The sequence below is a fragment of the Agrobacterium sp. El2ro-1b genome, assembly GCF_048298475.1.
In the GTDB taxonomy this organism is placed as follows: Bacteria; Pseudomonadota; Alphaproteobacteria; order Rhizobiales; family Rhizobiaceae; genus Agrobacterium; species Agrobacterium fabrum.
The window spans coordinates 1,844,719-1,871,268 of sequence record NZ_CP103458.1 but is presented as its reverse complement, the minus strand read 5'-3'; the positions used below and the strand labels follow the sequence as shown (position 1 = coordinate 1,871,268).

The following is a 26,550-nucleotide window of genomic DNA, read 5'->3' as shown; positions in this document are numbered from 1 at the left end:
TCAGCCCCCTTTTTCATTCAATGCATCAGAAGCGCCACGGTATACATGCCGAGTGCGAAAACCGTATGGGCAACGAGGTTCAGGATACGGACCTTTGTGGGGTTCGGCGTCTTCGATGCCGCCCAGCCGATGCCCAGCCCCGGCTGCAGCAGGAACCAGCCCGCACCAACCGTGACGATGCCGACGATCCAAGGCTCAACGAAGGATGGATTGGCAAACCATGCGGCCGGGACGATCAGGGCAAGAATGATGCCGTAGAAGATACCGACCGCGTAATGGGAAATCCAGCCGAGCGCCATTTCGTGCTCATAGGGTGTGGCGGTCGCGATGCTGTCGTGAAATATCCGACCCTTCGGCACATGCCAGAACCAGCGGCCGACCGGCGCCCAGTTCGGCGCGGACTGGCCGAAAAACCGGTGCAGTATGATTACCCATATATCCATATACACGGTGCCGCCAATCCCCATGGCAATGCCGCGCCAAATCAGTTCCAGCATAGATCCCTCCGCATGATCATGATCGATCAAGCTCTAGCGGATCGTGGCATTGGCGGGAATGGTCTATTGCCGGGGTGGGCAAGAAAAATGGCCGGATTGCTCCGGCCATGAGATTGGTGAGAAGCAGGCTGAAACCTCTCCTCCGTCATGCTCGGGCCTGTCCCGAGCATCTGCAACGTGTCGATTGAATGAGACGTGGTTAGATCCTCGGCACAAGGCCGAGGATGACGCCAGGAGGCTAGTGTTTTGGTGAATGTCTGGCCGCTGTAGCGTCGGCCAGTTGCTTTTCCGCCCTCAATTTACGCCCTCAAGCAGCCCGCCCGTATTCCGCCTGCCGCCGCGTGGCGGTGGCGAGCTGGAACTGCGCGAGCAGCTCATTGAGCGCCGCCGCTTCCGAGGCCAACCCGTGGCTCGCTGCCGTCTGTTCCTCGACCATGGCGGCATTCTGCTGTGTGCCCTGATCGATGGTGTTGATGGCGGTGTTGATTTCCTGAAGCCCGGTCGACTGTTCGCGCGACGACGTCACGATGGCGTCGATATGGCGGTTGATCTCCTGCACTTCGCGGACGATCGTTTCCAGCGCCTTGCCGGCATTGCCGACGAGTTCGACGCCCGACTGCACCTGCGATGTCGAGGCGTTGATCAGCGTCTTTATCTCCTTGGCGGCATTGGCGGAGCGCTGGGCGAGTTCGCGCACTTCCTGTGCGACGACGGCAAAACCCTTGCCAGCCTCGCCGGCGCGGGCGGCTTCGACACCGGCGTTCAGCGCGAGCAGGTTTGTCTGGAAAGCGATCTCGTCGATCACGCCGATGATGTTGCTGATCTCCGACGAGGATTTTTCGATGCCTTCCATGGCACGCACGGCATCTTCCACGATGATGCCGGACTGTTCGGCATTGCCGCGGGCGCGATCGACCAGACGGCCGACTTCTTCGGCGCGGCGGGCGGAATCCTTCACTGTCGTGGTGATTTCCTCAAGCGCTGCCGCCGTCTCTTCCACGGACGCCGCCTGCTGTTCGGTGCGTCGCGCCAGATCGTCGGCGGACTGGCGGATTTCGCCGGCACCCGCATCGATTGCGCGGGCATTCTGGCCGACGGTGCCGAGCGCGGCATTCAGCTTGGCGACGGAATTGTTGAAATCGTCGCGCAGGCGGTCGATGCGGGTCACGAAAGGCGTGTCGATGCGGTAGTTGAGATCGCCGTCCGATAGATGCGCCAGACCCTTGGCAAGCGAGTCGACCGCGAACTGGATATCCGCCGCGTCTTTTGCTGCCGTTCTCTCGCGCTCGTTGCGTTCCTGTTCGGAGAGCGTGCGGTTCTGTTCGGCATCGCCCTCAAGGCGCAGGCGCTCCATGGCGTTCGAGCGGAACACGGCGACGGCTGCAGCCATGGAGCCGATCTGGTCGGTGCGTTCCTGGCCGGGAATGCCGACATCGAGATTACCGGCGGCAAGACCTTCCATGGCCGACGTCATCTGCGTGACGGGGCGGACGATGAAGCGGGAAAGCACGGTGGCAAGCAGGGCAATCATGATTGCGGCGGCGAGAACCGTGGCGATGGTTGCGGCCAGCCGGAACTGGCCGATCGCGCTGTAGGCGACGTCGGAATCGACGACGAAACCAAGATACCAGTCGACCGAAGGCAGGCCGGCAACCGGGATGAAGCTCGTGATCTTGCCCTTGCCATCGATTTCGGTCTGGGAAATCGCGGAGGAAATCGCCGGCGTATCGACCTTGAAGAGATCGGCCAGCGGTTTGTCGACGAATTTTGGATCGGGATGAATGAGGATCTTGCCGTCCTTGCTGACGAGGAAGGCGTATCCATCCGTGCCGGCATCCACCGACTTGATCATCTTTACCAGCGAATCCAGTGAGAAATCGCTGCCTGTTACGCCGGCAAGCTTGCCATTGATGGATACGGGTATGGCGGCGGTGATGATGAGGCCGCCGGTCGAGGCGTCATTATAGGGTTCGGTCAGAACCGTCTTGCCGGCTTTCACCGCATCCAAATACCACGGACGCTTGCGCGGATCGTAACCTTCCGGCAGCGGTGTCTTCGGGAAGGTGGTGAAGCTGCCAGTTCCCGCATTGCCGAAATAGGTCGACATGAACTGCGCTGTCAGCACGTCGTTTTCCAGAAAGTTCAGCTTTGCGTCGTCATCCGGAAGCTTGGCAAGCGTCTTTGCCACCGTCTCGGTCAGCATGATGCGGCCGTTCAGCCAGTTGGCGATGCTCTGCGCGGCCTGCTTGCCGGAAGAATCGATATTTTCCGCCACCGCTTCCGTGGTGACCCGGTGCTGGAGGCTGTCGATGTAGAAAGAAAAGCCCGCGAAGGCGGCGACAACAAGTGACGACGCAGCAAACAGAATGCGCGTCATGAGGCTGGTTTTTTTAGGCAAGCTACACGTCCTTGAATCCGGGTGAACCCGTTCGGCTCATCTTGTAAAATGGTGGGAAAGACATGCCTCGGAGGCGGGAATATTCTGCATCATGCAGCTTATGGTTTAGAATAACTTCGTGATATTCTAATAAGTAAAGTGAAATGGTAAAATTCGGCTAAATTTATCCAGGTCGTGCCGTTTGCGATCATGTGCTGCGGAAATCGTTCATATGCGCAAATTTTAATCATTGATCTGCAAAGGTTGCGTGCAGGAGGGGAATATTTTATTCATCAGCCTGCTACCGTTGCGCAATTCGCGGGCAACGGCCAAGGTTCAGGTGAATTACAATGTCTTCGTCGGTTGTTGCAGGAACCGTTCCTTCCGGATCGGGGTCGTGGTTTTCGCATTTCAAGGCTACGCTTGTGCTGGGAATTCCGCTTATCGGCGCACAGCTCGCACAGCTTGGCATCCACACCACTGACATGGTCATCGTTGGCCAGCTGGGGGCTGAAAAGCTGGCGGCCATGGTGCTGGCCGGGCAGTTCTTCTTTGTCGTCTTCATTTTCGGCTCGGGCTTTTCTGTTGCCGTCGTGCCTATGGTGGCGCAGGCCTACGGGCAGGGCGATGCGACGTCTGCCCGCCGTTCGCTGCGCATGGGCATGTGGGTGGCGATCGCCTATTGGCTGCTCGCCTTGCCGATCTTCTTCAATGCCGAACGTATTCTGGTCTATCTCGGGCAGAACCCCAATGTTGCGGCACTGACCGGCCATTATCTCGCCATTGCCAAGTTCGGCCTGCTGCCGGCGCTGCTTTTTTATGTGCTGCGCGGGCTTGTCAGCGCCATCGGTCGCGCGGGCATCATCCTTTATGTCACGATCATCATGCTGGTGATGAACGGTCTGATGGCCTATGTGCTGGTCTTCGGCCATTTGGGATTGCCGGCGATGGGCATGAATGGTGCTGCCGTTGTTGCCATCATCGTTAATGCCTTCAGCTTCATCTTCATCGTCGCCTATGTGCAGACGCGCGAGGAAACGAAGAAATACGAATTGTTCGTGCGCTTCTGGCGGCCGGACTGGCATGCGCTGTTTGAAGTGCTGCGTCTTGGCCTGCCGATCAGCATCACCATTCTTGCCGAAGTGACGCTGTTTGCGGCCGCCTCGATCCTGATGGGGCAGATCGGCACGGTGCAACTTGCAGCCCACGGCATTGCGCTGCAGCTTGCCTCCATCGCCTTCATGATCCCGCTCGGCCTGTCGCAGGCGGCGACGGTGCGTGTGGGCGTGGCGCGCGGGCAGGGGGATTTCAAAAACCTCATCCGCGCTTCGATCATGATCTACGCCATTGCCTGCGGTATCGCCCTTTGCGGTGGCATCCTGTTTGCGGCCGTACCTGAATTTCTGGCGAAATGGTTCCTCGATCCGAAGTTGCCGGAAGCTGCGGAAGTGCTTGCCTATGCCAGCAGCCTCGTGGTGATTGCCGGCATCTTCCAGCTGGTGGACGGCATTCAGGCCGTGACGGCGGGCCTGCTGCGCGGGTTGAAGGATGCACGCATTCCGGCGATGCTGGCGCTGATTTCCTATTGGCCGATCGGGCTGGCGCTCGCCTGGACCATGGCCTTTCCGCTCGGCTTTGGCGGACGCGGTGTATGGTTCGGTTTCGTGATCGGTCTTTCGACGGCGGCCGTTCTGTTGACAATCCGCTTCGTGTTCTTGGTGAAGCGTGAAATGAAAACGGCCCGCTAAAAAGCGAGCCGCATATAACTTTCGGATTTTAAAGGATCAGCGCTCGGCGAGCGCTGCCTCACCCTTGTTTTCGCGCAGCAGGTTGACGAAGCGGCGGAAGAGATAGTGGCTGTCCTGCGGGCCGGGCGATGCTTCCGGGTGGTGCTGGACGGAGAAGACCGGCTTGCCGACGATGCGCAGGCCGCAATTGGTGCCGTCGAACAGCGATGTGTGGGTTTCTTCGATGCCTTCCGGCAGCGACTTGGCGTCGACCGCAAAGCCGTGGTTCATGGACACGATTTCCACCTTGCCTGTCGTGAAGTCCTTGACCGGATGGTTGGCGCCGTGATGGCCCTGATGCATCTTTTCGGTCTTCGCGCCAACGGCGAGGCCAAGCATCTGGTGACCAAGGCAGATGCCGAAGATCGGCAGTTCGCTCTTGATGAGGTTCTGGATAACCGGCACGGCATATTCGCCCGTTGCGGCCGGATCTCCCGGACCGTTGGAGAGGAAGACGCCATCCGGCTTCAGCGCCAGAATATCTTCAGCCGAGGTCTGGGCCGGAACAACCGTCACCTTGCAATCGAGACCGGCAAAGAGGCGCAGGATGTTGCGCTTGACGCCGAAATCCACGCAGACGACGTGGTATTTCGCATCTGCTTCACCGAGCGTGCCGTAACCCTTGTTCCATACCCACGGCGTTTCCGTCCAGGTGGAGGACTGGCCGGATGTCGCTTCGATAGCGAGATCGAGGCCGACGAGACCGCTCCAGGCCCTGGCTTCGGCCTTCAGCGCTTCGATATCGAAGACGCCGTTCGGGTCATGGGCGATGACCGCGTTCGGCGCACCGTTTTCGCGGATCCAGGCCGTCAGCGCGCGGGTATCGATGCCGCAAAGACCGATGACGCCGCGGGCCTTCAGCCAGGCATCCAGATGCTTGACGGCGCGGAAGTTCGACGGATCGGTGATGTCGGCCTTGAAAATGACGCCGACGGCGCCGCGACGGGCGGCGGGTGTCAGGTCTTCAATGTCTTCCTCATTGGTGCCGACATTGCCGATATGCGGGAAGGTGAAGGTGACGATCTGGCCGAGATAGGAGGGGTCGGTGAGAATTTCCTCGTAACCCGTCAGCGCCGTGTTGAAACAGACTTCGGCCTGAACCTTGCCGGTTGCGCCGATGCCTGTTCCTTCAATCACCGTGCCATCGGCAAGAACAAGCATTGCGGTCGGTTTGCGGGTAGTCCAGGGCGCTGTCTCGGTCATCTCGTTCCGTTTCTGCCGCTTCGCACCCCGCCTCTTGAAAGGCAGGGGGTAAGGGGCCATTTTTGTCGCAGGCTTCGTGACATAAAGGGGCGCGCGAAAAACTCGCGTTCCGACCCTTCGTTAAAATCTCGTGCAGGTGCCGGAAAATAACGAAAGCAGCCCAAGCGGTCAACCACAGGGCCAAGATTTACGTGGAATTAAACCACCGTATATTCAAGGCCTTATGCATTTGATTTGCTTGAGCCTGTTTGCTCGTTTATGTCGTTTCGAAAAACAGGGTGGAAAGTTTCCGCATCGAAAAGCGGCGGAATGCGCTTTCCCAAGGAGAAGAAGAAATGCTGCGCGACACGTTCGCTAATACTTTGAAAGACGCTTTGAAGGCTCGTGATGCACGCCGCACCTCGACCGTGCGTCTCATCCAGGCGGCCGTCAAGGATCGCGATATCGCCAATCGTGGCGTGGGCAAGGACCCCGTCAGCGATGAGGATATCATGCAGATCCTGACCAAGATGGTGAAGCAGCGGGAAGAGTCCGCCACCATCTATGAAGGCGCCGGCCGTCCCGAGCTTGCCGCTCAGGAGCGCGAGGAAATCGTCATCATCAAGGAATTCATGCCGGAAGAAATTCCGGCCGAGAAGGTGCGCGAACTCTGCCAGGCCGTCATCAGCGAGACCGGCGCATCCGGCCTGCGCGACATGGGCAAGTGCATGAATGCGCTGAAAGAGCGTTATCCCGGTCAGATCGACTTTGCGAAGGCCTCCGGTGTCGTCAAGGACTTGCTGAAGTAGCTTTCGTCACTTCTGAAAAAGTAAAGGCAGGGTAGCCATGGCTACCCTGCCTTTTTTCTGCCGACGAAGATGCATTCCGGCGGATCAAAATGCTCTCCCGCGCAGGCTTTTCGGGGGGGGGGCGTGCCTGCGGGTGTCGGCAGATGTATGGAAATGTTCAGACACTGCCTTTGACTGTGTTTCGTTTTTACATCGTCGCAACGCGTCGCTCAAATTACAAAAACATAATTTTTGGTGATGTTGCGCTGCCATAAATTCGCCGGAAGCAGGCGCAAAGGCGGCGATCCTTTTTCAACCCGGCCGTTTTTTCTGCTCATGCACATAGTGGCGCAGCACCGCATTCATCCGGGTTTGATAGCCTTTGCCGGTGGATTTGAAAAAATCCACGACATCCTGATCGACACGGATGGAAATGGATGTTTTGGCGGTGGGGAACACGACTTGGGCCTTCGACCAGTCGATATCCTCAAAGTCCGCCCAATCCGGGTCGTTACGCGTGGCGCGGTCAATGTCTTCGTCGGTCGTGGCATCGACGCGTGCCCAGTCTGTCCGATCCTCGCCTTTGGCAATCTTCTCCCGGATTTCATCCAAGGAATATCTGACGATACGTTCTTCGCTCATTTTTCCTTGTCGCCCTTGCCGATATGATCCTGCAAACCTCTCCCCGCATCGTATAAACGATCGCGATCAGATCGTCTGTTTCCGTGCATATCGCCAGAATACGGCACTCCCCGTTTTGATCGGAGCGACTTTCCAGATGGGGTTGCGTAAGCGCCTTGGCTGCTCTCGGAAAGTCGATCCCGTGTTTCTCGATGTTAATCAGCCGCTTGCGTTCATCCCACTCAAAGGAGATGAACTCTTTCATCACAATGTCCATGAGACACCCGATACTGTTTCCAGTCTGCGGGCACTCATGCACCATGCTTGTATATTCGTCTGTATATACACTGCTGTCAACGCCGCCTGTGAATATCGGGTATTGTTTGCGGAGTGTTTTGTATTGCGACTGTTATGCGCTTATATGAAAGACTGGCCTCGAACAGGTAACCCATGCGCTTTTCCAATTCTTTTCTCGATGAGATACGCGACCGCGTGAACATCTCCGATGTGATCGGCCGACGTGTGTCCTGGGACAAGAAAAAGACCAATGCGCCGCGGGGGGATTATTGGGCCTGCTGCCCGTTCCATGGCGAGAAAAGCCCGAGCTTTCACTGCGAAGACCGCAAGGGGCGCTATCATTGTTTTGGTTGCGGCGTTTCCGGCGATCATTTCCGCTTTCTGACGGAGCTTGAGGGGCTGAGTTTTCCCGAAGCCGTGCAGCAGATTGCCGATATGGCCGGCATTTCCATGCCGCAGCCCGATCCTCAGGCTGAAAAGCGCGAGCGCGAGCGCACCTCGCTGCAGGACGTCATGGAAATGGCGACGCTGTTCTTTCAGGATCAGTTGCAGACCTCGCTCGGCGCGCGGGCGCGGGCTTACCTTCGGGATCGCGGGCTGACCGGGCGCACCATCGAGACCTTCCGGCTGGGTTATGCGCCTGACAGCCGCAATGCGCTGAAGGAGCATCTGGCAGGCAAGGGCGTGGCCAAGGAGCAGATGGAAGCCTGCGGCCTGGTGGTGCATGAAAACGTGCCGGTCTCCTACGACCGGTTCCGCGACCGCATCATGTTCCCGATCCTGTCGTCGCGGGAAAAAGTGATCGCCTTTGGCGGCCGCGCCATGGCGGCGGATGCGGTGGCGAAATATCTCAATTCCAACGAGACCGAGCTTTTTCACAAGGGCAATGTTCTCTACAATTTCGCGCGTGCGCGCCGCGCCTCGCAGGCGGCCGGCGGCACTGTCATTGCCGTCGAAGGATATATGGATGTCATCGCGCTTTATCAGGCGGGTGTCGAAAATGCCGTCGCGCCGCTCGGGACGGCTTTGACCGAAAGCCAGCTCGATCTCCTCTGGAAGATGTCACCGCAGCCGGTTCTGTGCTTTGATGGTGATGGCGCCGGCATTCGTGCCGCCAACCGTGCGGCTGATCTTGCCTTGCCGCACATCAAGCCGGATCGCTCTGTCAGCTTTGCCCTGTTGCCTGACGGCAAGGATCCGGATGATCTTGTGCGGCTGGAGGGGCGCGCGCCCTTCGACCGGGTGCTTTCGGAAGCCAAGCCGCTTGCCGCGATGATCTGGAGCCGCGAGACATCAGGCGTCACGTTCGATACGCCGGAAAAACGGGCTCAGCTTGAAAGCCGCCTGCGCCAGACCGTTGCCGTGATTGCCGACGAGACCGTGCGCCGCTTTTACCAGCAGGATATGCGCGACAGGCTGAACGGTTTCTTCCAGCCGCGCTTTCAGCAGGGCGGCTCGCAGGGCGGGAATTTCCGCCGCGATGGTGGTCAGGGTGCCGGTCGCGGTTTCCAGCGCAATGCGCCGGGGCGGGGCGGGGCGATGTCTGCGCCGGCCAGCAGCATTTCAGACCGGCTGACGCAATCCGGTCTCGTCAGGGGGCATCAGACCAAGCCGTCTCTGCGCGAAAGCGTTCTTGCCATCACCATCGTCAACCATCCCGAGTTGCTGCTGGAGGAATATGACGAGATCGCCGCCATCGATTACGAGAACCGCGATCTGCAGCGGCTGTGGTCGACGGTGTTGACCTATGCGGCCGAGAGTGCGGCGGACATATCGCGGGCAGGGCTGATCGACCGGCTGTCGCAGCACGGTTTCGAGCCGCTGTTGAAGACCATGGATCAGCAGGTGCGCAATGCGCGCCTGTGGACGGCGACCGAACAGGCGGCGATGGAGGATGCGCGCGAAGGTTATGTGCAGGCGCTTTCGCTGCATAAGAGGACGAAATCTCTGCTCTGGCAGAAACGGGAGCTGGAACGGGAAATCGCCGAGGCGACCGATGACGAGCGCGGCACGCTTTTGGTGCGGGCGATTGCCGAAGTTCAATTGGAAATCGGCCGCATGGAAAATCAGGAAGCGATCATTGACGGTTTCGGGGTCATGTCGGGCAGAGTGAAGGGGCCGGCCTTCGGCCATGGCTGAGAGGGCCGGCCAAGAATAGAAAGACGTGTGGGGTTGCCTTTTGCGGCAAGCGTCCTAAATAGGGGATAGTCTGGTGATAACCGCGAAATGCGGCCTTTTTTGAGAATTTCCGTGGCTGTCTCGCCCTCAAAGGCTTGACGGGGCGGGAAATAGCGGGAATCACCAATTCAGGAATAGTAAGGTGGAATGAGCCTTGGCGGATAGAAATTGCATGAGCAAGCATTTCCGGGTGCACTGTGTTTGCATTCTGCCTGAGGCTGCCGTGGTTAATCGGCAATTAAAGATCACTCCGTTAGGTGTCTGACAGTGATTCGCGGCAAACCGCTGGATGCTCAAGGGGCTGACGGCGATGCGGCGGAACAGGTGTTAGCGTCAGGGAAAGCGACGAGATAGATGGCAACCAAAGTCAAAGAAAACGAAGAAGCAGAAAACGAACGCGACGGTGCGACGGACGGTCCGCTTCTCGATCTTTCGGATGACGCGGTCAAAAAGATGATCAAGGCCGCCAAGAAGCGCGGCTATGTGACGATGGACGAGCTAAATTCCGTTCTGCCGTCCGAAGAGGTGACGTCCGAGCAGATCGAAGACACGATGGCGATGCTGTCCGATATGGGCATCAACGTTATCGAGGACGAGGATGCCGAGGAAGCCGCGCCTGCCGAAGACGACGGCGATTCCGACAATGAGGAGTCCGAAGGCGGCGAACTGGCGCCGTCCGGCGGCACGGCGCTTGCGACCGCCAAGAAGAAAGAACCGACCGACCGCACCGATGATCCCGTGCGCATGTATCTGCGCGAAATGGGTTCCGTCGAGCTTCTGTCGCGCGAAGGCGAAATCGCCATCGCCAAGCGCATCGAGGCCGGCCGCGAAACGATGATTTCGGGCCTGTGCGAAAGCCCGCTGACGTTCCAGGCGCTGATCATCTGGCGCGACGAACTGAACGAAGGCACGACGCTGCTGCGCGAGATCATCGATCTCGAAACGACCTATTCCGGGCCGGAAGCCAAGGCTGCTCCGCAGTTCCAGAGCCCGGAAAAGATCGAGGCTGACCGCAAGGCCGCCGAAGAGAAGGAAAAGACCCGCAGGCTGCGTGCGCCGACCGGCGACGAAGACGTGACGGACGTTGGTGGCGATGGCCTGCCGCCGGAAGAGGAAGAAGAGGACGACGACGAGTCCAATCTTTCGCTTGCCGCGATGGAAGCCGAACTGCGCCCGCAGGTCATGGAAACGCTCGACACCATTGCCGACACCTACAAGAAGCTGCGCAAGCTTCAGGACCAGCAGGTAGAGGCGCGTCTCGCCTGCACCGGCACCCTGTCTTCCGGCCAGGAGCGTCGTTACAAGGAACTGAAGGATCAGCTGATCACGGCCGTCAAGTCGCTGTCGCTGAACCAGAACCGTATCGACAGCCTCGTCGAGCAGCTCTACGACATTTCCAAGCGGCTGATGCAGAACGAAGGCCGGCTGCTGCGCCTTGCCGAATCCTACGGCGTCAAGCGCGACAGCTTCCTCGAGCAGTATCACGGTGCGGAACTCGATCCGAACTGGATGAAGTCGATCACCAATCTGGCCGCGCGCGGCTGGAAAGAATTCGCCCGCGAAGAAAGCAACACGATCCGGGAAATCCGTCAGGAAATCCAGAACCTCTCCACGGAAACCGGCATTTCCATCGCCGAATTCCGCCGCATCGTTTCGATGGTGCAGAAAGGCGAACGTGAAGCGCGTATCGCCAAGAAGGAGATGGTCGAAGCCAACCTGCGTCTCGTGATCTCGATTGCGAAGAAGTACACAAACCGCGGTCTGCAGTTCCTCGACCTCATTCAGGAAGGCAATATCGGCCTGATGAAGGCGGTGGACAAGTTCGAATATCGCCGTGGTTACAAGTTCTCGACCTATGCGACCTGGTGGATCAGGCAGGCGATCACCCGTTCGATCGCCGACCAGGCCCGCACGATCCGTATTCCGGTTCACATGATCGAGACGATCAACAAGATCGTTCGCACGTCGCGCCAGATGCTGCACGAGATCGGCCGCGAGCCGACCCCGGAAGAGCTGGCCGAGAAGCTCGCCATGCCGCTTGAAAAGGTGCGCAAGGTTCTGAAGATCGCCAAGGAGCCGATTTCGCTCGAAACCCCCGTGGGTGACGAAGAGGATTCGCATCTCGGCGACTTCATCGAGGACAAGAACGCGCTTCTGCCGATCGACGCCGCCATTCAGGCGAACCTGCGTGAGACGACCACTCGCGTTCTCGCCTCGCTGACGCCGCGTGAGGAACGTGTTCTGCGTATGCGCTTCGGCATCGGCATGAATACCGACCATACGCTGGAAGAAGTCGGCCAGCAGTTCTCGGTCACGCGCGAACGTATTCGCCAGATCGAGGCAAAGGCGCTGCGCAAGCTGAAGCACCCGAGCCGCTCGAGAAAGCTGCGCAGCTTCCTCGACAGCTAAGCTTCCCGCTTCCTTCAAAATTGAACCCGGTCAGCGAGCGCAGGCCGGGTTTTTTGTTTCCCGCACTGGCGAACTCTGCGACAAGCCTTATGTGTGAAAACAAGCATTCCGCTTTACTGGAAATGCTCAGCTTCGTTTTGGTTCGACAGAATGCAACAGGTTTCGGCAGGCAAATGGCGGCAGAGAGGATGGGCTGTGCCCGTCTCCGTGTTGCTGCATCTTGTCGTCGTCGCGCTCTTCTTTTTCGAAATGCCGGAACCCATGGCCGAGCCGCAGGAGCCGGAAAGCGTCAACGTCGAACTCGTGCCGCCGCCCGAGGAGAAAAAAGAAGAAGCTGCCCCGCCGCCGGCTGCGGCGGCCAAGGAGGAGAAACCGCAACCTCCGCCACCACCACCGCCCGCACCGCCGAAGGAAGAAGTAAAACCTGTCCCACAGCCGCAGGCGACGCTGCCGTCCATCTCCATGCGGCCGGAGGAAATGCAGGCCGACAAAGAGGACAAGCCCGGCAAGACGGAAGACGCGGAAAAGAGCGAGGTCACAGCGGAACCAGCTAGCCAGCCGGAGAAAGCGGCTGAGGAAAAGCCTGCGCCTGTTGCCGCCAACAGCGATCTCAAGGCTTCCGCCGAACAGGGGGAGATCGCGGTTTCGCCGACGAGCGAGCAGCCCCCGCCTGACCAGCCGCCTGTGCCGCAGGCGAAACCGTCTGAGGAAAAGCCCTCCGATGTAAATGAAAACACGCCTGCGAAACTTCCTGCGGCTAAGAGCCTGCTGTCATCGGCTCTGTTGACGCCGGCGCTGAGACGGCAGATGTTCGGGGATCTTCCTCCACGGCGTCGTATCGTGCAACTTTGCCAAGCCGAAGCGCTGGCACAAATAAGGGAGGTTTACGCTGATACTCGCGGCATGTACGCTTTTTCCGACACGGGTGGACGCATAACTGGCAATGTGCTTGACGCTACCGGCGGTGCATTCAACGTCAACGACGTCTGGCGCGATGTCACTTTTCAATGCGAGGTAGACGTCGATAACTACGCAGTGACTGCCTTTAGAATTAAGATAGGGGATATCATTACGCCGGGTGAAGCAACGAAACGAGGGTTCACCGGACGCTAGAATGTGATTCGCAGGCGTCTCCGGAAAACCGACCGGCCATCGGAAGCACCTACCCGAGATCGCTCAAACCCGTTCCGTATCCCCCACCAAAACCCCAATTCCCGCCATTAGCGCATCCTCATCATAGGGCTTGCGGATAACCGGCACATTGCCAAATTCATCCGGCACCATGCTGCCATCCGCATAACCGGTGGCGAAGAGGAAAGGGATGCCGCGGCGGTGCAGTTCGCGGGCGACGGGGATGGAGGTATCGGAACCGAGATTGATGTCGAGAATGGCGACGTCAGGCAGATAGGTTTTCAGCTTTTCAAGCGCCATGGCCGATGAGGTCGCGGTTTCGATTGCCTTGATACCATTATCTTCCAGCATGTTCTCGACATCCATGGCGATCAGCATCTGGTCTTCGACGAGCAATACTTTCAATGGCTCCTCCCGGTTGTAACGTCTGGGTTGCGGCAGGGTTTCCGCCTCGGTTTTTGGCTCGGACGCCGCTGAAGCCGATGATACATGGCGGAACGGCAGGAGAATCTCCGCCTCCAGTCCATTCGGCAAATACCGTATCGTGCTGCGCCCGCCGAGATCGTAGGGAATGCTGCGGCTGATGAGCGCCGTGCCGAAACCGGCGCGCGATGGCGCGGGCAGAGTGGTCAGCAGGGTTTCGCGCCACGATATTTCGCAATCGCGATTCTCGTTGATGTCCCAGCGCACATGCAATTGCCCGCCATTTTGCGAGAGCGCGCCATATTTGGCGGCATTCGTCGCCAGTTCGTGCAGAACCAGCGCCATCACCGAAAAGGCGCGGGAATCGAGTGTGATCTGCGGTCCTTCAAGCTTCACCATCGCTTCCGGCGAACGATGGGGCGACAATTCGGCCTCCAGCAGATCGCGCAGCGCGCCGCCGCCTTCGCCGCGAATGATCTGGTCATGGGCAAAGGATAGGGCCTGGATGCGGCCCTTCAGAGCGGTGACATATTCCTGCAGGGTCTTGCCCTCCTGCGAGGGATTGCCAACCAGCGATTTGATGATGGCGAGAACATTCTTGACGCGGTGATTAAGCTCCTCGTTCAGCATGCGCTGGCGCACCTCGGCACGCTCTCTTTCGCCGGCCATCAGCTCGCTGTGATGGAATGCCACCTCGACAAGCGCGATTCTCGCGGCTTCGGCGATTTCCCGGTCGGCTTCCGACCAGGGCTGGGCCTGCAGGCGGACGGTCTCTTTCCAGATTGCGAAGCTTTTACGCGGCGTGAGGCGGTCGCCCATCGGGCCGGTTTCATAAGATTTTTCCGGATTGCCGGCCCAGTTCAGATTCTGCACGATCTCCTTGCGGAAAAACAGGAGATAGTCGTTCTTGACCTGCGAAAGCGGGATAGCGAGCATTCCGGCTGCGGTGCCGGCGTAGATTTCCGCTTCCGGTATGGCCTGCGACAGGGCGTGCGTTGCCCAGACCCTGCCTTCCGAAGCCGAAGCGACAAAACGCGCCAGCCTTGGAATGGTATCATTCGGTGGTGTTGCGCCATGGCCGTGCCAGTTGTTGCCGACCCACAGCCCGACGCCGTCGCAGGGCATCAGATCGGCAAAATCCTGAAAACTGTCGACCAGCAGTTCTTCAATGTTGGCGTGATGGGCGGCAAGCCGCAGAAAGCGGTCGAGCGCCGCATGGGCGTGGTTGACGGTGTCGAGACGGCGCTTCTGCTTCAGAACCTGCAGATGCATGGAGAAAAACTCCCCGAACATTTCCGCAGCGATCCGAACCGGCATGCTCAGCACCCGCGGCGAATAATGGTGGCAGGCAATCAGGCCCCACAGGGCGCCATCGACAATCACAGAAATCGACATGGAGGCGGCAACACCCATATTGCGGAGATATTCGCAATGGATGGGCGAGACGCTGCGCAGATGCGCGTAAGAAAGATCGAGCGGCTCACCGGAGGCATCGACAGCCGGTAGGACCGGAATGCGGATGCCGCTGGCATCGGAGATGATGCGCAAGGTGTTCTTGAGATAAAGTGCGCGGGCCTGCTGCGGAATATCGCTGGCGGGGAAATATTGCCCGAGAAAGCTCTCCAGCTCCGGCTGTTTTGCCTCCGACACGACCTTGCCGGCGCCGTCTTCCTCGAAGCGGTAGATCATCACCCGGTCGTAACCCAGCGTCGCCTTTACCAGGCGTGTGGTTCTGGAGATCAGGCTTTCGACGCTGTCCGCCTCGCGGATGCGGTCCACCATCTTGCGCGCCGTGCCGAGCGGCTGCGCGTCGCTGCCCGAGGGCTCGAATTCGATGATGGTGGTGGATTTGTAGCGATGGAGTGAAATATCGAAGCTGCGGCCGTCGCTTGTTTCCATGGCGGGCAGCATGGCGGGGCGGGTGGTTCTGCCGGTGACGGTCAGCGCATTGCGGAGATCGTGGACGAGCTTTTTGCCGAGCACCTCCTCGGCGGTCCTGCCGTTGAGATCGCCTTCAAGCCCGAGCAGTTCGCCGCAGTTTTGGGAATGCCGGAGCACCATTCTCATGGCGTTATCGCAGGCGATGAGACAGCCATGCGGTTGAATATAACCTGGAATATGAATGGGTTCGCGGTCGCAATTGGTCAGGTCAACATGATAGTCAGTGGATGCCATGAATCAGTCTTTCGCACCCAGTGCATGAAGAAATGCCGTTTGACGAATAAAGGGGAAGCCAAAGTCGATCATTCTTAAAGGTCTGCCCTTCCCCGTTCTTTGCAACTATCAACCGGTTTCTTTGTTGTATGGTTTGGAAGCCGTTGTTGCGTAATTCATGTATCCCTAACGTTGCTGGATACAATTTGACATCACAAAACGTCGGAAATGCTGATTTTGTTCCGACTATCAGAAAGAAAAAATGTGCCGCAAAAAACAATAACCATCGCAACCCGCGGACAAGGCCTCTACGAGTTTACATCTGAAGCGGAAGCGATGGTGAGGCAGGCAGGGCTGGAGGAGGGGTTGCTGACGATCTTTGTGCGGCACACATCCTGCTCCTTGCTCATTCAGGAAAATGCCGACCCTGACGTCCAGCACGATCTGCAGACATTTTTCTCCCGCCTCGTGCCGCCGTCCAGCGATCCTTCCATGCGCTGGATCGTTCATACACTCGAAGGTCCGGATGATATGCCCGCCCACATCAAATCGGCGCTGACGGCGGTTTCTATCGGTGTGCCGATCAGCGAGGGGCGGCTGGTGCTCGGCACGTGGCAGGGGCTTTACCTGTTTGAACACCGTGACCAGCCGCATCGCCGCGAAATTGTGCTGCATATCTCGCCCTGAGATACGGATCCAGAGCGCCATGGTGCGCGTTAAGCACCCTGAACGCCTGCTGAACATTCGGTTCTGCTGATATTCAGACGGGCGGGTTTAGGGTCTCGTCAATCGCCGGGGAATGTTCCCTGTCGGCAATGACACAAACGGAGTGAGTTCATGTTCAGCAACTTTGCAAAAGCCGGCCTGGCTACCCTCATCGCCATTGGTGGAATTTCCTTTATGGCGCCGGCTGCTTCCGCAGGCCCGGATGTCCAGTACCGGGTTCAGGTGCAGGATGGCTATGGTCATCGTCCCGGTTGGGGCCGCCCGGACCGCCCGCATCGCGGTTGCTCGGCCTCGCTTGCAGAAGAAAAAGCCAGCCGCATGGGCCTTCGCCGTGCCCGCGTGGTTGACGTGTCGCCGCGCCGTGTCGTGGTAGCAGGCTTTGACCGTCGCGGCCGTGATCGGATCGTTTTCGCCAATGAGCGCGGTTGCCCGGTTATTCGCCGCTAACAGCAGCGATCTTCATTGATCTGTCGATATCCCCGTATGGCAGATCGATAAAAAATGCCCCTCGCTTCCGGAATGGCAGCGAGGGGCATTTCTTTTTATGCCTGTGGCGGAAGTGAAGATGGCGGCACCAGGGTGCCGCCGCCGTCGATCTTACTGGTCGAGCGCGAAGGTGACGTTGACCACCACGCTGTAATTGTTCTCACCCGAAGCGATCGGCACGCTGTCGGCTTCCTTCATCATCGAAGCACGCATCGCGCCGGCTGGCATCGGCATCGGGCGCTGCGAATTTTCGCTGATCTGGATGACACGACCGAGCTTCACGCCTGCGGCTTCCGTCAGCGTCTTCGCCTTGGCGATCGCATCGGCAACGGCCTGTTTGCGGGCTTCCGTTACCGTGGCTTCGGGCTTGTCATTGGTGAAGGTGATATCGCCGCCCTGGTTGATGCCGAGCTTGACGGAGGTATCGAGGATCGCGCCCAGCTTCTTCAGATCGCGCACCCGCACCGTCAGGCCGTTGGAAACCTGGTAGCCGGTGATCTCGGGCGCGACGTAAACGCCGTCCTTGGGCTCATAATGCTTGTAGAGCGGCTGCATCGAAAAATTGTTCGTCTGGAGGTCGCGGTCTTCGATGGCGGCCTCTTTCAGCGCCTTCAGGACATCGGCAAGCGCCTTGGAGTTTTCCGTCAGCGCCGCCGCTGCGGTTTCCGCCTGCTTGACGACACTGAAGGAGAGGATCGCCATATCGGGCGCGATGGCCGCCTGGCCTTCGCCGGAAACACTGATGGTGGCTTCGCGCGGGGAAGCCTCCTGCGCAGATACCTGTGCGGCAAGCGGCATCATGGCCGCCGCGGTCAATGCGGTGAGTGCGAAAAGGCGGGCCGTTTTTGTCTTCATGGTGTTTCCTCGTTGATTGAGTCCCTTTGAAGGGTATTGCCTTAGATTGTGTAGCTAATACGGCGACACTGCTTTGCGAAAGCAGGATTGGCTTGTCGGGCTGTAAAAATTGCGTTAGAGCGTGACCTGCCGGATTCGAGCCATTGCGAAACCGGTGTTTCGGATCATTTTTTCCGAAAGGGCCTGTAGCTCAATGGTTAGAGCCGGCGGCTCATAACCGCTTGGTTGGGAGTTCGAGTCTCTCCGGGCCCACCATTTTTCTTCTGAAATCATATGCTTACGAGGATATCCCTGCCGCTGCGCAGGTTGGGAAGCGTGGTATCGCATTGGGAGATCGGTCTGGCTTGTGCATATGACAAACCAGACCTGAAGTTATCTCAGATCAGTTGCAGACCCGCATGCTCTCCATGTGCCAGCCGCCGTCATAGGCGTTGGGAACGCGGCGGTCTTCGAACCAGCAGCGTGGTGGGGGCGGCGGTGGCGGTTCGTAGTAGCGGGGGCCGCCATTGCCGTTGGCGATGGCGCCGCCGATCAGGCCGCCGATGACGCCTGCGGCGAGGCCGCCGGCGATGGCTGCGCCATCATTGTGGCGGCGATGTTCGCGATAGGGCGGTGGGGGCGGGCCGCCGCGGTCATAACCACGGTCGTAGCGCGGACGATAGGGATAGTCCTGCGCGGCAGCGGTGCCGTAGGACGCAAAGACGCTGCCGGTGGCGACCAGGGCAGCAATTGTGGAAAGAATTATCTTTTTCATCGGGGCTACTCCATAAGCCTGCTTGCGGAGATAGAGGCTCATTATGCCCGCATGATGGCATGGCACGGGTGAACGGCCTGTGAATGTTTCAGTGCCCCGATGTTCATATTCCAACCTTCCGATGGGCATCACAGCCCGCGCAGGCTTCCCGCAACAAAAAGCCCGGCGGGTGGCCGGGCTTTTTACTGAACTTATGCGGTCCGGCTCAGAACTTCACGCCGAGACCCACTTTCACGGTATGCTGGTCGAAATCGGTGTTGATGCCGAAGATGTCCTTGTCGCCATAGTCGTTATAGCGATATTCCAGCCTGCCGAAGACGTTGTCGGTAAAGGCATAATCCACACCTGCGCCAACCGTGTAGCCGTTGAAGGTAGCTTTGTCGTCGCCAACGGGCGTTTCGATAAAACCGCGGGTGGCCGTCCAGCCGGCGGTGGCATAGATCAACGCGTGATCAAAGGCATAACCGACGCGGCCACGGACAGAGCCCTGCCAGTCGGTGCCGACTTTGATGCCGGAATAGTCGTTGTCGTTCCAGTTATAATCCACATCGCCCTCGATGCCGAGGACCATGTTATTGTCGAACTGGTAATTGTAACCGGCGAAGGCGCCGAGAATGCCACCGTTGAAATCATCCGAGACGACGGGGCCGCCTGCCGAAAAATCGCCATTTGCCCAGCCTGCACCACCTTGAATACCAAGATAGGGGCCGGACCAGGTGAAGACCGGCAGGGTTTCCTGCGCAACCGGCGGGGCCGGGGTTTCATAGACGGCATCCGCGGCCATTGCGGTGCTGGCCGACAGGGCCAGGAGTGACGTTACGATCAGCGTTTTCATCGTTTTCTCCCTGAGCTGACTGACATCCATAGCATAGATTAGCTACTTTTAATATGGGTTGGGGTTCGGCGGTTCCAAGAGGCGCTTTTGTCCTCCCGGCGTTTCGGCCGTCCTTACCCCGGATCGTGGCGTTCTATCGCCCCGCTCTATAGTTCTGATGCTGCGAACGTCTTCGGCGGCGTTTGGTTCCCACCGCAGTTCCGTCGAAGCTCGGGCGTGGCGATCAGCGGGTGTCACGCTTGGTTGTCTTGACAGCGGGGGAGGCGACCATAGAGTTGCAACTGACGGTGATAATGCCGGTGCTTCGCGCCGCCTCTCAGGAAGCATTATCGCGGTCGAGATGATACCGCCGCGACCACGCCACGATGGTGGTCGTTGCGAGGTGAGGGCATGGGAGGATGAGGTCGCATGGGGTTTTGTATTGGCTGGGGAGGAATGACGTGATTGTCGGAGCCGTTCTCAGCGCCATTCTTCTTCTCACCCTCATTGCGTTTCCGCGGCATCTCAAACCCGTCGTCATCTGCCTGCTGCTGATCTGGACGACCACTGCCGCCTTTGTCATTTATGACTGGCGGCGCGGTAGCCAGAGGCTCGAGCATATCGTTGCGACCGCCAGTTTCGATGCCAGCTGCGCGGATCCGGCCTTGCCCATTCGCGTCAGCTTCCGCAACGACAACAATGTCGCCGTGCAGCGGCTGACCTATACGCTGGAAGGTTTTGAACCGGCATTCCGTGCCTCCGTTGCCTTTGATCCCTATCAGGTGAGCGAAAGGCGGATCGAGGCGGGTGAGACTTTCGCGGCCTGCCGGTCTTTCCGGCTGCGCAACAATGAACGGGTGGAGCCGCAGCGGCTGGAATGGCGGGTGACCGTCATTTCCGCGGAATTCGACTGAGCTGCTCCCACGGCATTTTGCGATCACGGGATTTTGAAAATTTTCAGCGCTGCTGAATGGCGCGCGGGAAAGCCTTGTGTCACAGCGACTTCACCGGACAGGGGAATGCCTCGCGCCGGCACTGGTAAAGCCGCTGACTTGTTTTCGTCGATTTGCGATGCCATCTCCCCGTCCATCCGATTATGTCGCGGGTTGACGGTTTGTATAGTGTTCTGAAGTTTCTGAAAATCACGGCCATTGGCCTTGTCGTCCTGCCGGTTCTGGCCGGCGCGCATATGGGTATCGGTCAGCTGACCGGAAATTTTCACGAGGTCATCCCCGGCGAGCTCTATCGTTCGGCCCAGCCGAGCGGCAAGGATATCGCCGCTTATGCCAAGGCCTATGGCATCAAGACGATCATCAACCTGCGTGATGAAAAGCGTGAGGGCTGGTATGAGGCCGAAAGCCTTGCTGCGAAAAACAACGGCATTCGGCTTGTCGATTATCCGCTGAGCTCAAGCGAAAAGGTCTCGGTGGAGGATTCAGAAACGCTGGCGGCGGTGCTGCGCAATGCGGAAAAGCCCGTTCTCATCCATTGCGAACACGGCGCGAACCGCACCGGGCTCGCCTCCGCCATTTACGTGGCTGTTGTGGCCGGCAAAAGCGAGGCCGCCGCCGAGTTTCAGCTTTCGCCCTATTACGGGCACGTGCCGATCCCCGGCATCGGGCGCTACGAAATGTACCAGTCCTGGGATGATTTCGAGGAAACCATCGGGTTTTGAGGGTTTTGGGACGCCTTTTGATTTACCCTGGCGGTGTCCTTTTCTGCGTGCCGTCATCCTCGGGACAAGCCCGAGCATGACGGCAGAGAAGTCTTCGACGCCGTCGTCAGCTGGCATCCGTTTCCCGTAATGCACCTCAATAATCCCCGCCGCTCTCCTTGATCACCTTCGTCAGGCTTCCCGCTGCCGGGAAAAGCGGGATGAGGCATGCCTGAAGGGCGTGGTAGATATCGCCCTTGCCGGGGAACAGCGTGTGGGCCGGCACCAGATCTTCCGTCAGTTCCTCGTGCCAGCCGCCATTCTCATGATCGATGAAGTTGTTGGCGATGGTGCTCCAGATGCGGCGGTAGCTGTCTTCGTAGAAAGGGTCTGCCGGCAGGTTTTCGTTGAGGAAGTGGGCAGCGCCCGCCGCCTCGCACATCGGCCACCATAGCTTTGCCGTCTTGTCGGGAGTGTCGTTCCAGTCGAGCGTATAAAAGAAGCCGCCCTTTTCCCGGTCCCAGCCGAGCGCCATGGATTGTACGAACAGCGATTTGGCGGCCACCGGCATCCAGTCGTGCTGGCGCTCGCCGAGCACCCATAATTGCAGGATGAGACGCGCCCATTCCAGCCAGTGGCCGGGGGTGGAGCCGGAGGGGCGGAACATTTCGTTGCCGCGGTAGCCCTTGTCGAGCGTCCAGTTGTCATCGAAATGTTCCGGCACGCGGAAATCCAGTTCGCCGGCGCGACGGCGGATGACGAGATCGGCGATGCGCTCGGCCTTGGTCAGGTAATTGCTGTCGCCCGTCGCCTCATAGGCGGCCATCAGCGCTTCGGTCAGATGCATATTGGAATTCTGGCCGCGATAATTATCGATGGGCGACCAGTCGCGATTGAATTCCTCGGCGATGGCGCCGTGTTTTTCTTCCCAAAACCGGGTTTCCAGCACCTCGGTAATGTCGGCCAGCATCGGGTCGGCAAGCGGATGTCCGACGGTCTTGGCGGAAGAAGCGGCCAGAAGCACAAAGGCATGGCCGTAACCCTGCTTGGTGGCGTCCACTGGGCCTGCATCATTCACCTGCCAGAAGTAGCCGCCATGTTCGCCATCACGGTGCTTGTTCCAGAGGTAGGTCATGCCGTGGTCGACGATATCGCCGCAGCCCGGGCGGCCGAGCAGGTGGCCGATGGAGAAGCAATGCACCATGCGGGCGGAGGCGTGAATGCCGCGCACCGGGTCATTCGCCTGTAGCGGCGCGCCCTTGGCGTCCAGATCGAAGAAACCGCCGGCGGGATTAAGGGCACGGTGCTGGAAGAAGTCGAAAAGTCCCTCTGCCTGTTTTACCAGCCATTGGCGGTGCCAGGGCAGGGTGTTCCAGTTGCGGCTGTTGTGATCGTCTTCGGGCATCTCGTCCTCCATGCGGTTTGCTGCTTCGGCTTATATCCTTGCCGTATAAACCTGTCATCTGTCAGCGATATTTCGTAACGTGAAGGAATGGCGCAAAGCCATGTCTGTCCCTTGAAGATATATTGACATAAACATATCTTTATGTGACTTGACTGCTTGCGATCTTGCAAATCGAAATGAGGAGTGTGCCCGTGTTTGACGACCTGTTTGGCCCTGAAGGGGCAAAGCGCGACGGCGCGGAAATTTTCAAGGCGTTGCGCGATGCCGCCAGCGAACGCATCCTCATTCTCGATGGCGCCATGGGCACGCAGATCCAGGGTCTGGGTTTTGACGAGGATCATTTTCGTGGCGACCGTTTTATCGGCTGCGCCTGTCATCAGAAGGGCAATAACGACCTTCTGATCCTGACCCAGCCCGATGCCATCGAGGAAATCCACTATCGCTACGCCATGGCGGGCGCGGATATTCTCGAAACCAACACGTTTTCGTCGACCCGCATTGCGCAGGCCGATTACGAGATGGAGAATGCCGTCTACGACCTCAACCGCGAGGGGGCGGCGATCGTGCGCCGTGCAGCTCAGCGCGCCGAGCGGGAGGATGGCCGTCGCCGTTTCGTGGCCGGTGCCATCGGCCCGACCAACCGCACGGCCTCGATTTCGCCTGACGTCAACAATCCCGGTTACCGTGCTGTCAGTTTCGACGATCTGCGCATTGCCTATGGCGAGCAGATCGACGGCCTGATCGATGGTGGTGCCGATATCATCCTCATCGAGACGATCTTCGATACGCTGAACGCCAAGGCGGCGATCTTTGCCTGCGAGGAACGTTTCGAGGCAAAGGGCATTCGCCTGCCGGTGATGATTTCAGGCACGATCACCGACCTTTCCGGCCGCACGCTCTCCGGCCAGACGCCTTCGGCATTCTGGAACTCGGTGCGCCACGCCAACCCCTTCACCATCGGGCTTAACTGCGCGCTCGGTGCGGATGCCATGCGCCCGCATCTGCAGGAACTGTCTGACGTGGCCGACACCTTTGTCTGCGCCTATCCAAATGCCGGCCTGCCAAACGAGTTCGGCCAATATGACGAAACGCCCGAGATGATGGCGCGCCAGGTTGAGGGCTTCGTTCGTGACGGTCTCGTCAACATCGTCGGCGGTTGCTGTGGTTCGACGCCGGAACATATCCGGGCGATTGCCGAGGCCGTGAAGGGTTACAAGCCGCGCGAAATTCCTGAACACAAGCCGTTCATGTCGCTGTCGGGCCTTGAGCCTTTTGTGCTGACCAAGGACATTCCCTTCGTCAATGTCGGCGAGCGCACCAACGTTACCGGCTCCGCCCGCTTCCGCAAGCTCATCACCGCCGGCGACTATACGGCGGCGCTGGCGGTTGCCCGTGATCAGGTGGAAAACGGCGCACAGATCATCGACATCAACATGGATGAGGGCTTGATCGATTCCGAAAAGGCGATGGTCGAGTTCCTGAACCTCATCGCCGCCGAGCCTGATATCGCCCGCGTGCCTGTGATGATCGACTCGTCGAAATTCGAGATCATCGAGGCTGGCCTGAAATGCGTGCAGGGCAAGTCGATCGTAAATTCGATTTCGCTGAAGGAAGGCGAGGAGAAGTTTCTCCAGCAGGCGCGTCTCGTTCATAATTACGGTGCGGCGGTTGTCGTCATGGCCTTTGACGAGGTCGGGCAAGCGGACACCTATCAGCGCAAGGTGGAAATCTGCGCGCGCGCCTACAAGCTGCTGACCGAAAAGGCCGGTCTGTCTCCGGAAGACATCATCTTCGATCCGAACGTGTTTGCGGTGGCGACCGGTATCGAGGAGCACAATAATTACGGCGTGGACTTCATCGAGGCGACCAAGACCATCCGCGAAACCATGCCGCTCACGCATATTTCCGGGGGCGTTTCCAACCTGTCCTTCTCCTTCCGCGGCAACGAGCCGGTGCGGGAGGCGATGCATGCCGTGTTCCTCTACCACGCCATTCAGGTCGGCATGGATATGGGCATCGTTAACGCCGGCCAGCTTGCGGTTTACGACAATATCGATGCGGAACTGCGCGAGGCCTGCGAAGATGTGGTGCTGAACCGCCGCGACGATGCGACGGAGCGGCTGCTTGAGGTGGCAGAGCGTTTCCGTGGTACGGGTGAAAAACAGGCGAAGGCTCAGGACCTTTCCTGGCGCGAGCTTCCCGTTGAAAAGCGGCTGGAGCATGCTCTGGTCAACGGCATTACCGACTATATCGAGGCTGACACGGAAGAGGCGCGCCAGCAGGCCGCCCGCCCGCTGCATGTCATCGAAGGGCCGCTGATGGCCGGTATGAATGTGGTGGGTGACCTGTTCGGTTCCGGCAAGATGTTCCTGCCGCAGGTGGTGAAATCCGCCCGTGTAATGAAACAGGCCGTTGCCGTTCTGCTGCCTTACATGGAAGAGGAAAAGCGCCTGAATGGCGGTTCCGAGCGCAGTGCTGCCGGCAAGGTGCTAATGGCGACCGTGAAGGGCGATGTGCACGATATCGGCAAGAACATCGTCGGCGTCGTTCTCGCCTGCAACAATTACGAGATCATCGATCTCGGCGTGATGGTGCCGACGACGAAAATCCTCGAAACGGCGATCGCCGAAAAGGTAGATGTGATCGGCCTCTCCGGTCTCATTACGCCGTCGCTGGATGAGATGGTGCATGTGGCGGCCGAAATGGAACGGCAGGGTTTCGACATACCGCTGCTGATCGGCGGTGCAACGACCAGCCGTGTGCATACGGCGGTAAAAATCCATCCGCGTTACGAGCAGGGGCAGGCGATCTATGTCACCGATGCCTCGCGTGCGGTGGGTGTCGTGTCCGCGCTTCTCTCGGCCGACCAGAAGCCCGCTTATATCGACGGCATCCGAGCCGAATATGCCAAGGTGGCGGAAGCCCATGCCCGCAACGAGCGCGAAAAGCAGCGTCTGCCGCTTTCCCGCGCCCGGGAGAATGCGCACAAGATCGACTGGTCGAGCTACAGCGTCGTCAAGCCGCAGTTCTTCGGCACCAGGGTGTTCGAGACCTATGATCTGGAGGAGCTTTCCCGTTACATCGACTGGACGCCGTTCTTCCAGACCTGGGAATTGAAGGGCCGCTTCCCGGCGATCCTTGAAGACGAAAAGCAGGGCGAGGCGGCGCGGCAGCTTTATGCCGATGCGCAGGCCATGCTTGCGAAGATCATCGAGGAAAAGTGGTTCCGACCACGCGCGGTGATCGGCTTCTGGCCGGCCAATGCCGTGGGTGACGATATCAGGCTGTTTACGGATGAAGGCCGCGGCGAAGAGCTTGCCACCTTCTTCACGCTGCGCCAGCAGCTTTCCAAGCGCGATGGCCGTCCGAACGTGGCGCTGTCCGACTTCGTCGCGCCTGTCGAAAGCGGCGTTGCTGATTATGTCGGCGGTTTCGTGGTGACGGCGGGTATCGAAGAGGTGGCGATTGCCGAGCGCTTCGAGCGGGCCAATGACGATTATTCGTCCATCCTCGTCAAGGCGTTGGCGGACCGTTTTGCCGAAGCCTTTGCCGAGCGTATGCATGAGCGCGTGCGCAAGGAGTTCTGGGGTTATGCGCCGGACGAGGCTCTTGCCGGTGACGATCTGATTGGCGAGGCCTATGCCGGTATTCGCCCGGCACCGGGTTATCCGGCCCAGCCGGACCACACCGAAAAGAAGACGCTGTTTGCCCTGCTGGACGCCACCAATGCGGCGGGTGTGGAGCTGACGGAAAGCTATGCCATGTGGCCCGGCTCGTCGGTTTCGGGCCTCTATATCGGCCATCCCGAAAGCTATTATTTCGGCGTTGCCAAGGTGGAGCGCGACCAGGTTCTCGACTATGCGCGCCGCAAGGATATGCCAGTCACAGAGGTGGAGCGCTGGCTCGGGCCGGTGCTCAACTACGTGCCAACCAACGGCGAGGAAAAAATCGACAGCGCTGCGTGATGTTTCACGCATCGCCGGGACAAATAAAAAAGCGCGGGTCCTGCCCG

At 59.0% G+C, this 26,550-nt stretch carries 21 protein-coding genes and 1 tRNA gene; 11 read left to right on the top strand and 11 right to left on the bottom strand.

Annotated elements, in window-relative coordinates:
- Positions 1-17 precede the first annotated feature (17 nt).
- Together NYR50_RS09335 and NYR50_RS09330 are read right to left on the bottom strand one after the other, a co-directional pair.
- Positions 18-497 (bottom strand): DUF2938 domain-containing protein, encoded by a 480-nt coding sequence (locus NYR50_RS09335; RefSeq protein ID WP_418135733.1) that lies wholly within the window; start codon positions 495-497, stop codon positions 18-20.
- A gap of 307 nt (positions 498-804) precedes the next feature.
- Entirely contained in the window at positions 805-2,895 is a 2,091-nt protein-coding gene (locus tag NYR50_RS09330) for a methyl-accepting chemotaxis protein (RefSeq protein WP_418135732.1), read from the bottom strand.
- A 329-nt stretch (positions 2,896-3,224) separates the two neighbouring features.
- Here NYR50_RS09330 and NYR50_RS09325 point away from each other — a divergent pair, with 329 nt between their 5' ends.
- Positions 3,225-4,622, top strand: a complete 1,398-nt coding sequence (locus NYR50_RS09325; protein ID WP_418135731.1) for an MATE family efflux transporter — start codon at positions 3,225-3,227, stop codon at positions 4,620-4,622.
- A 36-nt stretch (positions 4,623-4,658) separates the two neighbouring features.
- Here NYR50_RS09325 and carA read toward each other — a convergent pair whose 3' ends face one another.
- Positions 4,659-5,864, bottom strand: coding sequence for a glutamine-hydrolyzing carbamoyl-phosphate synthase small subunit (gene carA, locus NYR50_RS09320; RefSeq protein ID WP_418135730.1), 1,206 nt, complete (start codon positions 5,862-5,864; stop codon positions 4,659-4,661).
- A 335-nt stretch (positions 5,865-6,199) separates the two neighbouring features.
- Here carA and NYR50_RS09315 point away from each other — a divergent pair, with 335 nt between their 5' ends.
- Positions 6,200-6,652 carry a GatB/YqeY domain-containing protein gene (locus NYR50_RS09315; RefSeq protein WP_006310543.1) on the top strand — a complete coding sequence of 151 codons (453 nt, stop codon included), beginning with the start codon at positions 6,200-6,202 and terminating at the stop codon, positions 6,650-6,652.
- Positions 6,653-6,943: 291 nt separating this feature from the next.
- Here NYR50_RS09315 and NYR50_RS09310 read toward each other — a convergent pair whose 3' ends face one another.
- Together NYR50_RS09310 and NYR50_RS09305 are read right to left on the bottom strand one after the other, a co-directional pair.
- The gene (locus NYR50_RS09310; protein ID WP_418135729.1) at positions 6,944-7,273 is read right to left on the bottom strand and encodes a BrnA antitoxin family protein; all 330 of its coding nucleotides are present in this window, start codon (positions 7,271-7,273) and stop codon (positions 6,944-6,946) included.
- Positions 7,236-7,517, bottom strand: a complete 282-nt coding sequence (locus NYR50_RS09305) for a BrnT family toxin (RefSeq protein ID WP_080811848.1) — start codon at positions 7,515-7,517, stop codon at positions 7,236-7,238. Before NYR50_RS09305 ends, NYR50_RS09310 begins: the two co-directional genes overlap by 38 nt.
- A gap of 185 nt (positions 7,518-7,702) precedes the next feature.
- Here NYR50_RS09305 and dnaG point away from each other — a divergent pair, with 185 nt between their 5' ends.
- From dnaG to NYR50_RS09290, 3 genes are all read left to right on the top strand, one after another.
- Positions 7,703-9,688 carry a DNA primase gene (dnaG, locus tag NYR50_RS09300; RefSeq protein ID WP_080807771.1) on the top strand — a complete coding sequence of 662 codons (1,986 nt, stop codon included), beginning with the start codon at positions 7,703-7,705 and terminating at the stop codon, positions 9,686-9,688.
- A 393-nt stretch (positions 9,689-10,081) separates the two neighbouring features.
- Positions 10,082-12,136, top strand: coding sequence for an RNA polymerase sigma factor RpoD (gene rpoD / locus NYR50_RS09295; protein WP_010972109.1), 2,055 nt, complete (start codon positions 10,082-10,084; stop codon positions 12,134-12,136).
- Between the two features lie 195 nt (positions 12,137-12,331).
- Complete coding sequence (locus tag NYR50_RS09290) at positions 12,332-13,249, top strand: DUF930 domain-containing protein (protein ID WP_418137279.1); 918 nt, start codon at positions 12,332-12,334, stop codon at positions 13,247-13,249.
- 63 nt (positions 13,250-13,312) lie between these two features.
- On the opposite strand, the gene NYR50_RS09285 is transcribed toward NYR50_RS09290, so the two are convergent.
- A complete protein-coding gene (locus tag NYR50_RS09285) occupies positions 13,313-15,865 on the bottom strand; it encodes an HWE histidine kinase domain-containing protein (protein ID WP_418135728.1) in 2,553 nt (850 codons plus the stop codon).
- Between the two features lie 243 nt (positions 15,866-16,108).
- Between NYR50_RS09285 and NYR50_RS09280 the strand changes: the two genes are divergently transcribed.
- On the top strand, positions 16,109-16,531 hold the full coding sequence (locus NYR50_RS09280; protein ID WP_418135727.1) for a secondary thiamine-phosphate synthase enzyme YjbQ: 423 nt from the start codon (positions 16,109-16,111) through the stop codon (positions 16,529-16,531).
- Positions 16,532-16,681: 150 nt separating this feature from the next.
- Positions 16,682-17,017, top strand: a complete 336-nt coding sequence (locus tag NYR50_RS09275; RefSeq protein ID WP_418135726.1) for a hypothetical protein — start codon at positions 16,682-16,684, stop codon at positions 17,015-17,017.
- 150 nt (positions 17,018-17,167) lie between these two features.
- On the opposite strand, the gene NYR50_RS09270 is transcribed toward NYR50_RS09275, so the two are convergent.
- Positions 17,168-17,911: an SIMPL domain-containing protein gene (locus NYR50_RS09270; RefSeq protein ID WP_418135724.1), complete on the bottom strand. Its 744-nt coding sequence runs from the start codon at positions 17,909-17,911 to the stop codon at positions 17,168-17,170.
- A 179-nt stretch (positions 17,912-18,090) separates the two neighbouring features.
- Here NYR50_RS09270 and NYR50_RS09265 point away from each other — a divergent pair.
- Positions 18,091-18,166 (top strand) — tRNA-Ile (locus NYR50_RS09265).
- 127 nt (positions 18,167-18,293) lie between these two features.
- Here the strand turns inward: NYR50_RS09265 and NYR50_RS09260 are convergent.
- Positions 18,294-18,665, bottom strand: coding sequence for a hypothetical protein (locus NYR50_RS09260; RefSeq protein WP_174008913.1), 372 nt, complete (start codon positions 18,663-18,665; stop codon positions 18,294-18,296).
- 205 nt (positions 18,666-18,870) lie between these two features.
- Entirely contained in the window at positions 18,871-19,500 is a 630-nt protein-coding gene (locus NYR50_RS09255; protein ID WP_010972103.1) for an outer membrane protein, read from the bottom strand.
- Positions 19,501-19,940: 440 nt separating this feature from the next.
- Here NYR50_RS09255 and NYR50_RS09250 point away from each other — a divergent pair, with 440 nt between their 5' ends.
- A complete protein-coding gene (locus tag NYR50_RS09250) occupies positions 19,941-20,393 on the top strand; it encodes a hypothetical protein (protein WP_418135723.1) in 453 nt (150 codons plus the stop codon).
- A 23-nt stretch (positions 20,394-20,416) separates the two neighbouring features.
- Here the strand turns inward: NYR50_RS09250 and NYR50_RS09245 are convergent, their stop codons facing one another.
- Positions 20,417-20,557: a hypothetical protein gene (locus tag NYR50_RS09245; RefSeq protein ID WP_418135722.1), complete on the bottom strand. Its 141-nt coding sequence runs from the start codon at positions 20,555-20,557 to the stop codon at positions 20,417-20,419.
- A gap of 36 nt (positions 20,558-20,593) precedes the next feature.
- Here NYR50_RS09245 and NYR50_RS09240 point away from each other — a divergent pair, with 36 nt between their 5' ends.
- On the top strand, positions 20,594-21,154 hold the full coding sequence (locus tag NYR50_RS09240; protein ID WP_418135721.1) for a dual specificity protein phosphatase family protein: 561 nt from the start codon (positions 20,594-20,596) through the stop codon (positions 21,152-21,154).
- A gap of 136 nt (positions 21,155-21,290) precedes the next feature.
- Here the strand turns inward: NYR50_RS09240 and NYR50_RS09235 are convergent, their stop codons facing one another.
- Positions 21,291-22,550 (bottom strand): AGE family epimerase/isomerase, encoded by a 1,260-nt coding sequence (locus NYR50_RS09235; RefSeq protein ID WP_418135720.1) that lies wholly within the window; start codon positions 22,548-22,550, stop codon positions 21,291-21,293.
- A gap of 179 nt (positions 22,551-22,729) precedes the next feature.
- Here NYR50_RS09235 and metH point away from each other — a divergent pair, with 179 nt between their 5' ends.
- Positions 22,730-26,503 carry a methionine synthase gene (gene metH, locus NYR50_RS09230; protein WP_418135719.1) on the top strand — a complete coding sequence of 1,258 codons (3,774 nt, stop codon included), beginning with the start codon at positions 22,730-22,732 and terminating at the stop codon, positions 26,501-26,503.
- The last annotated feature ends 47 nt before the right edge of the window (positions 26,504-26,550 follow it).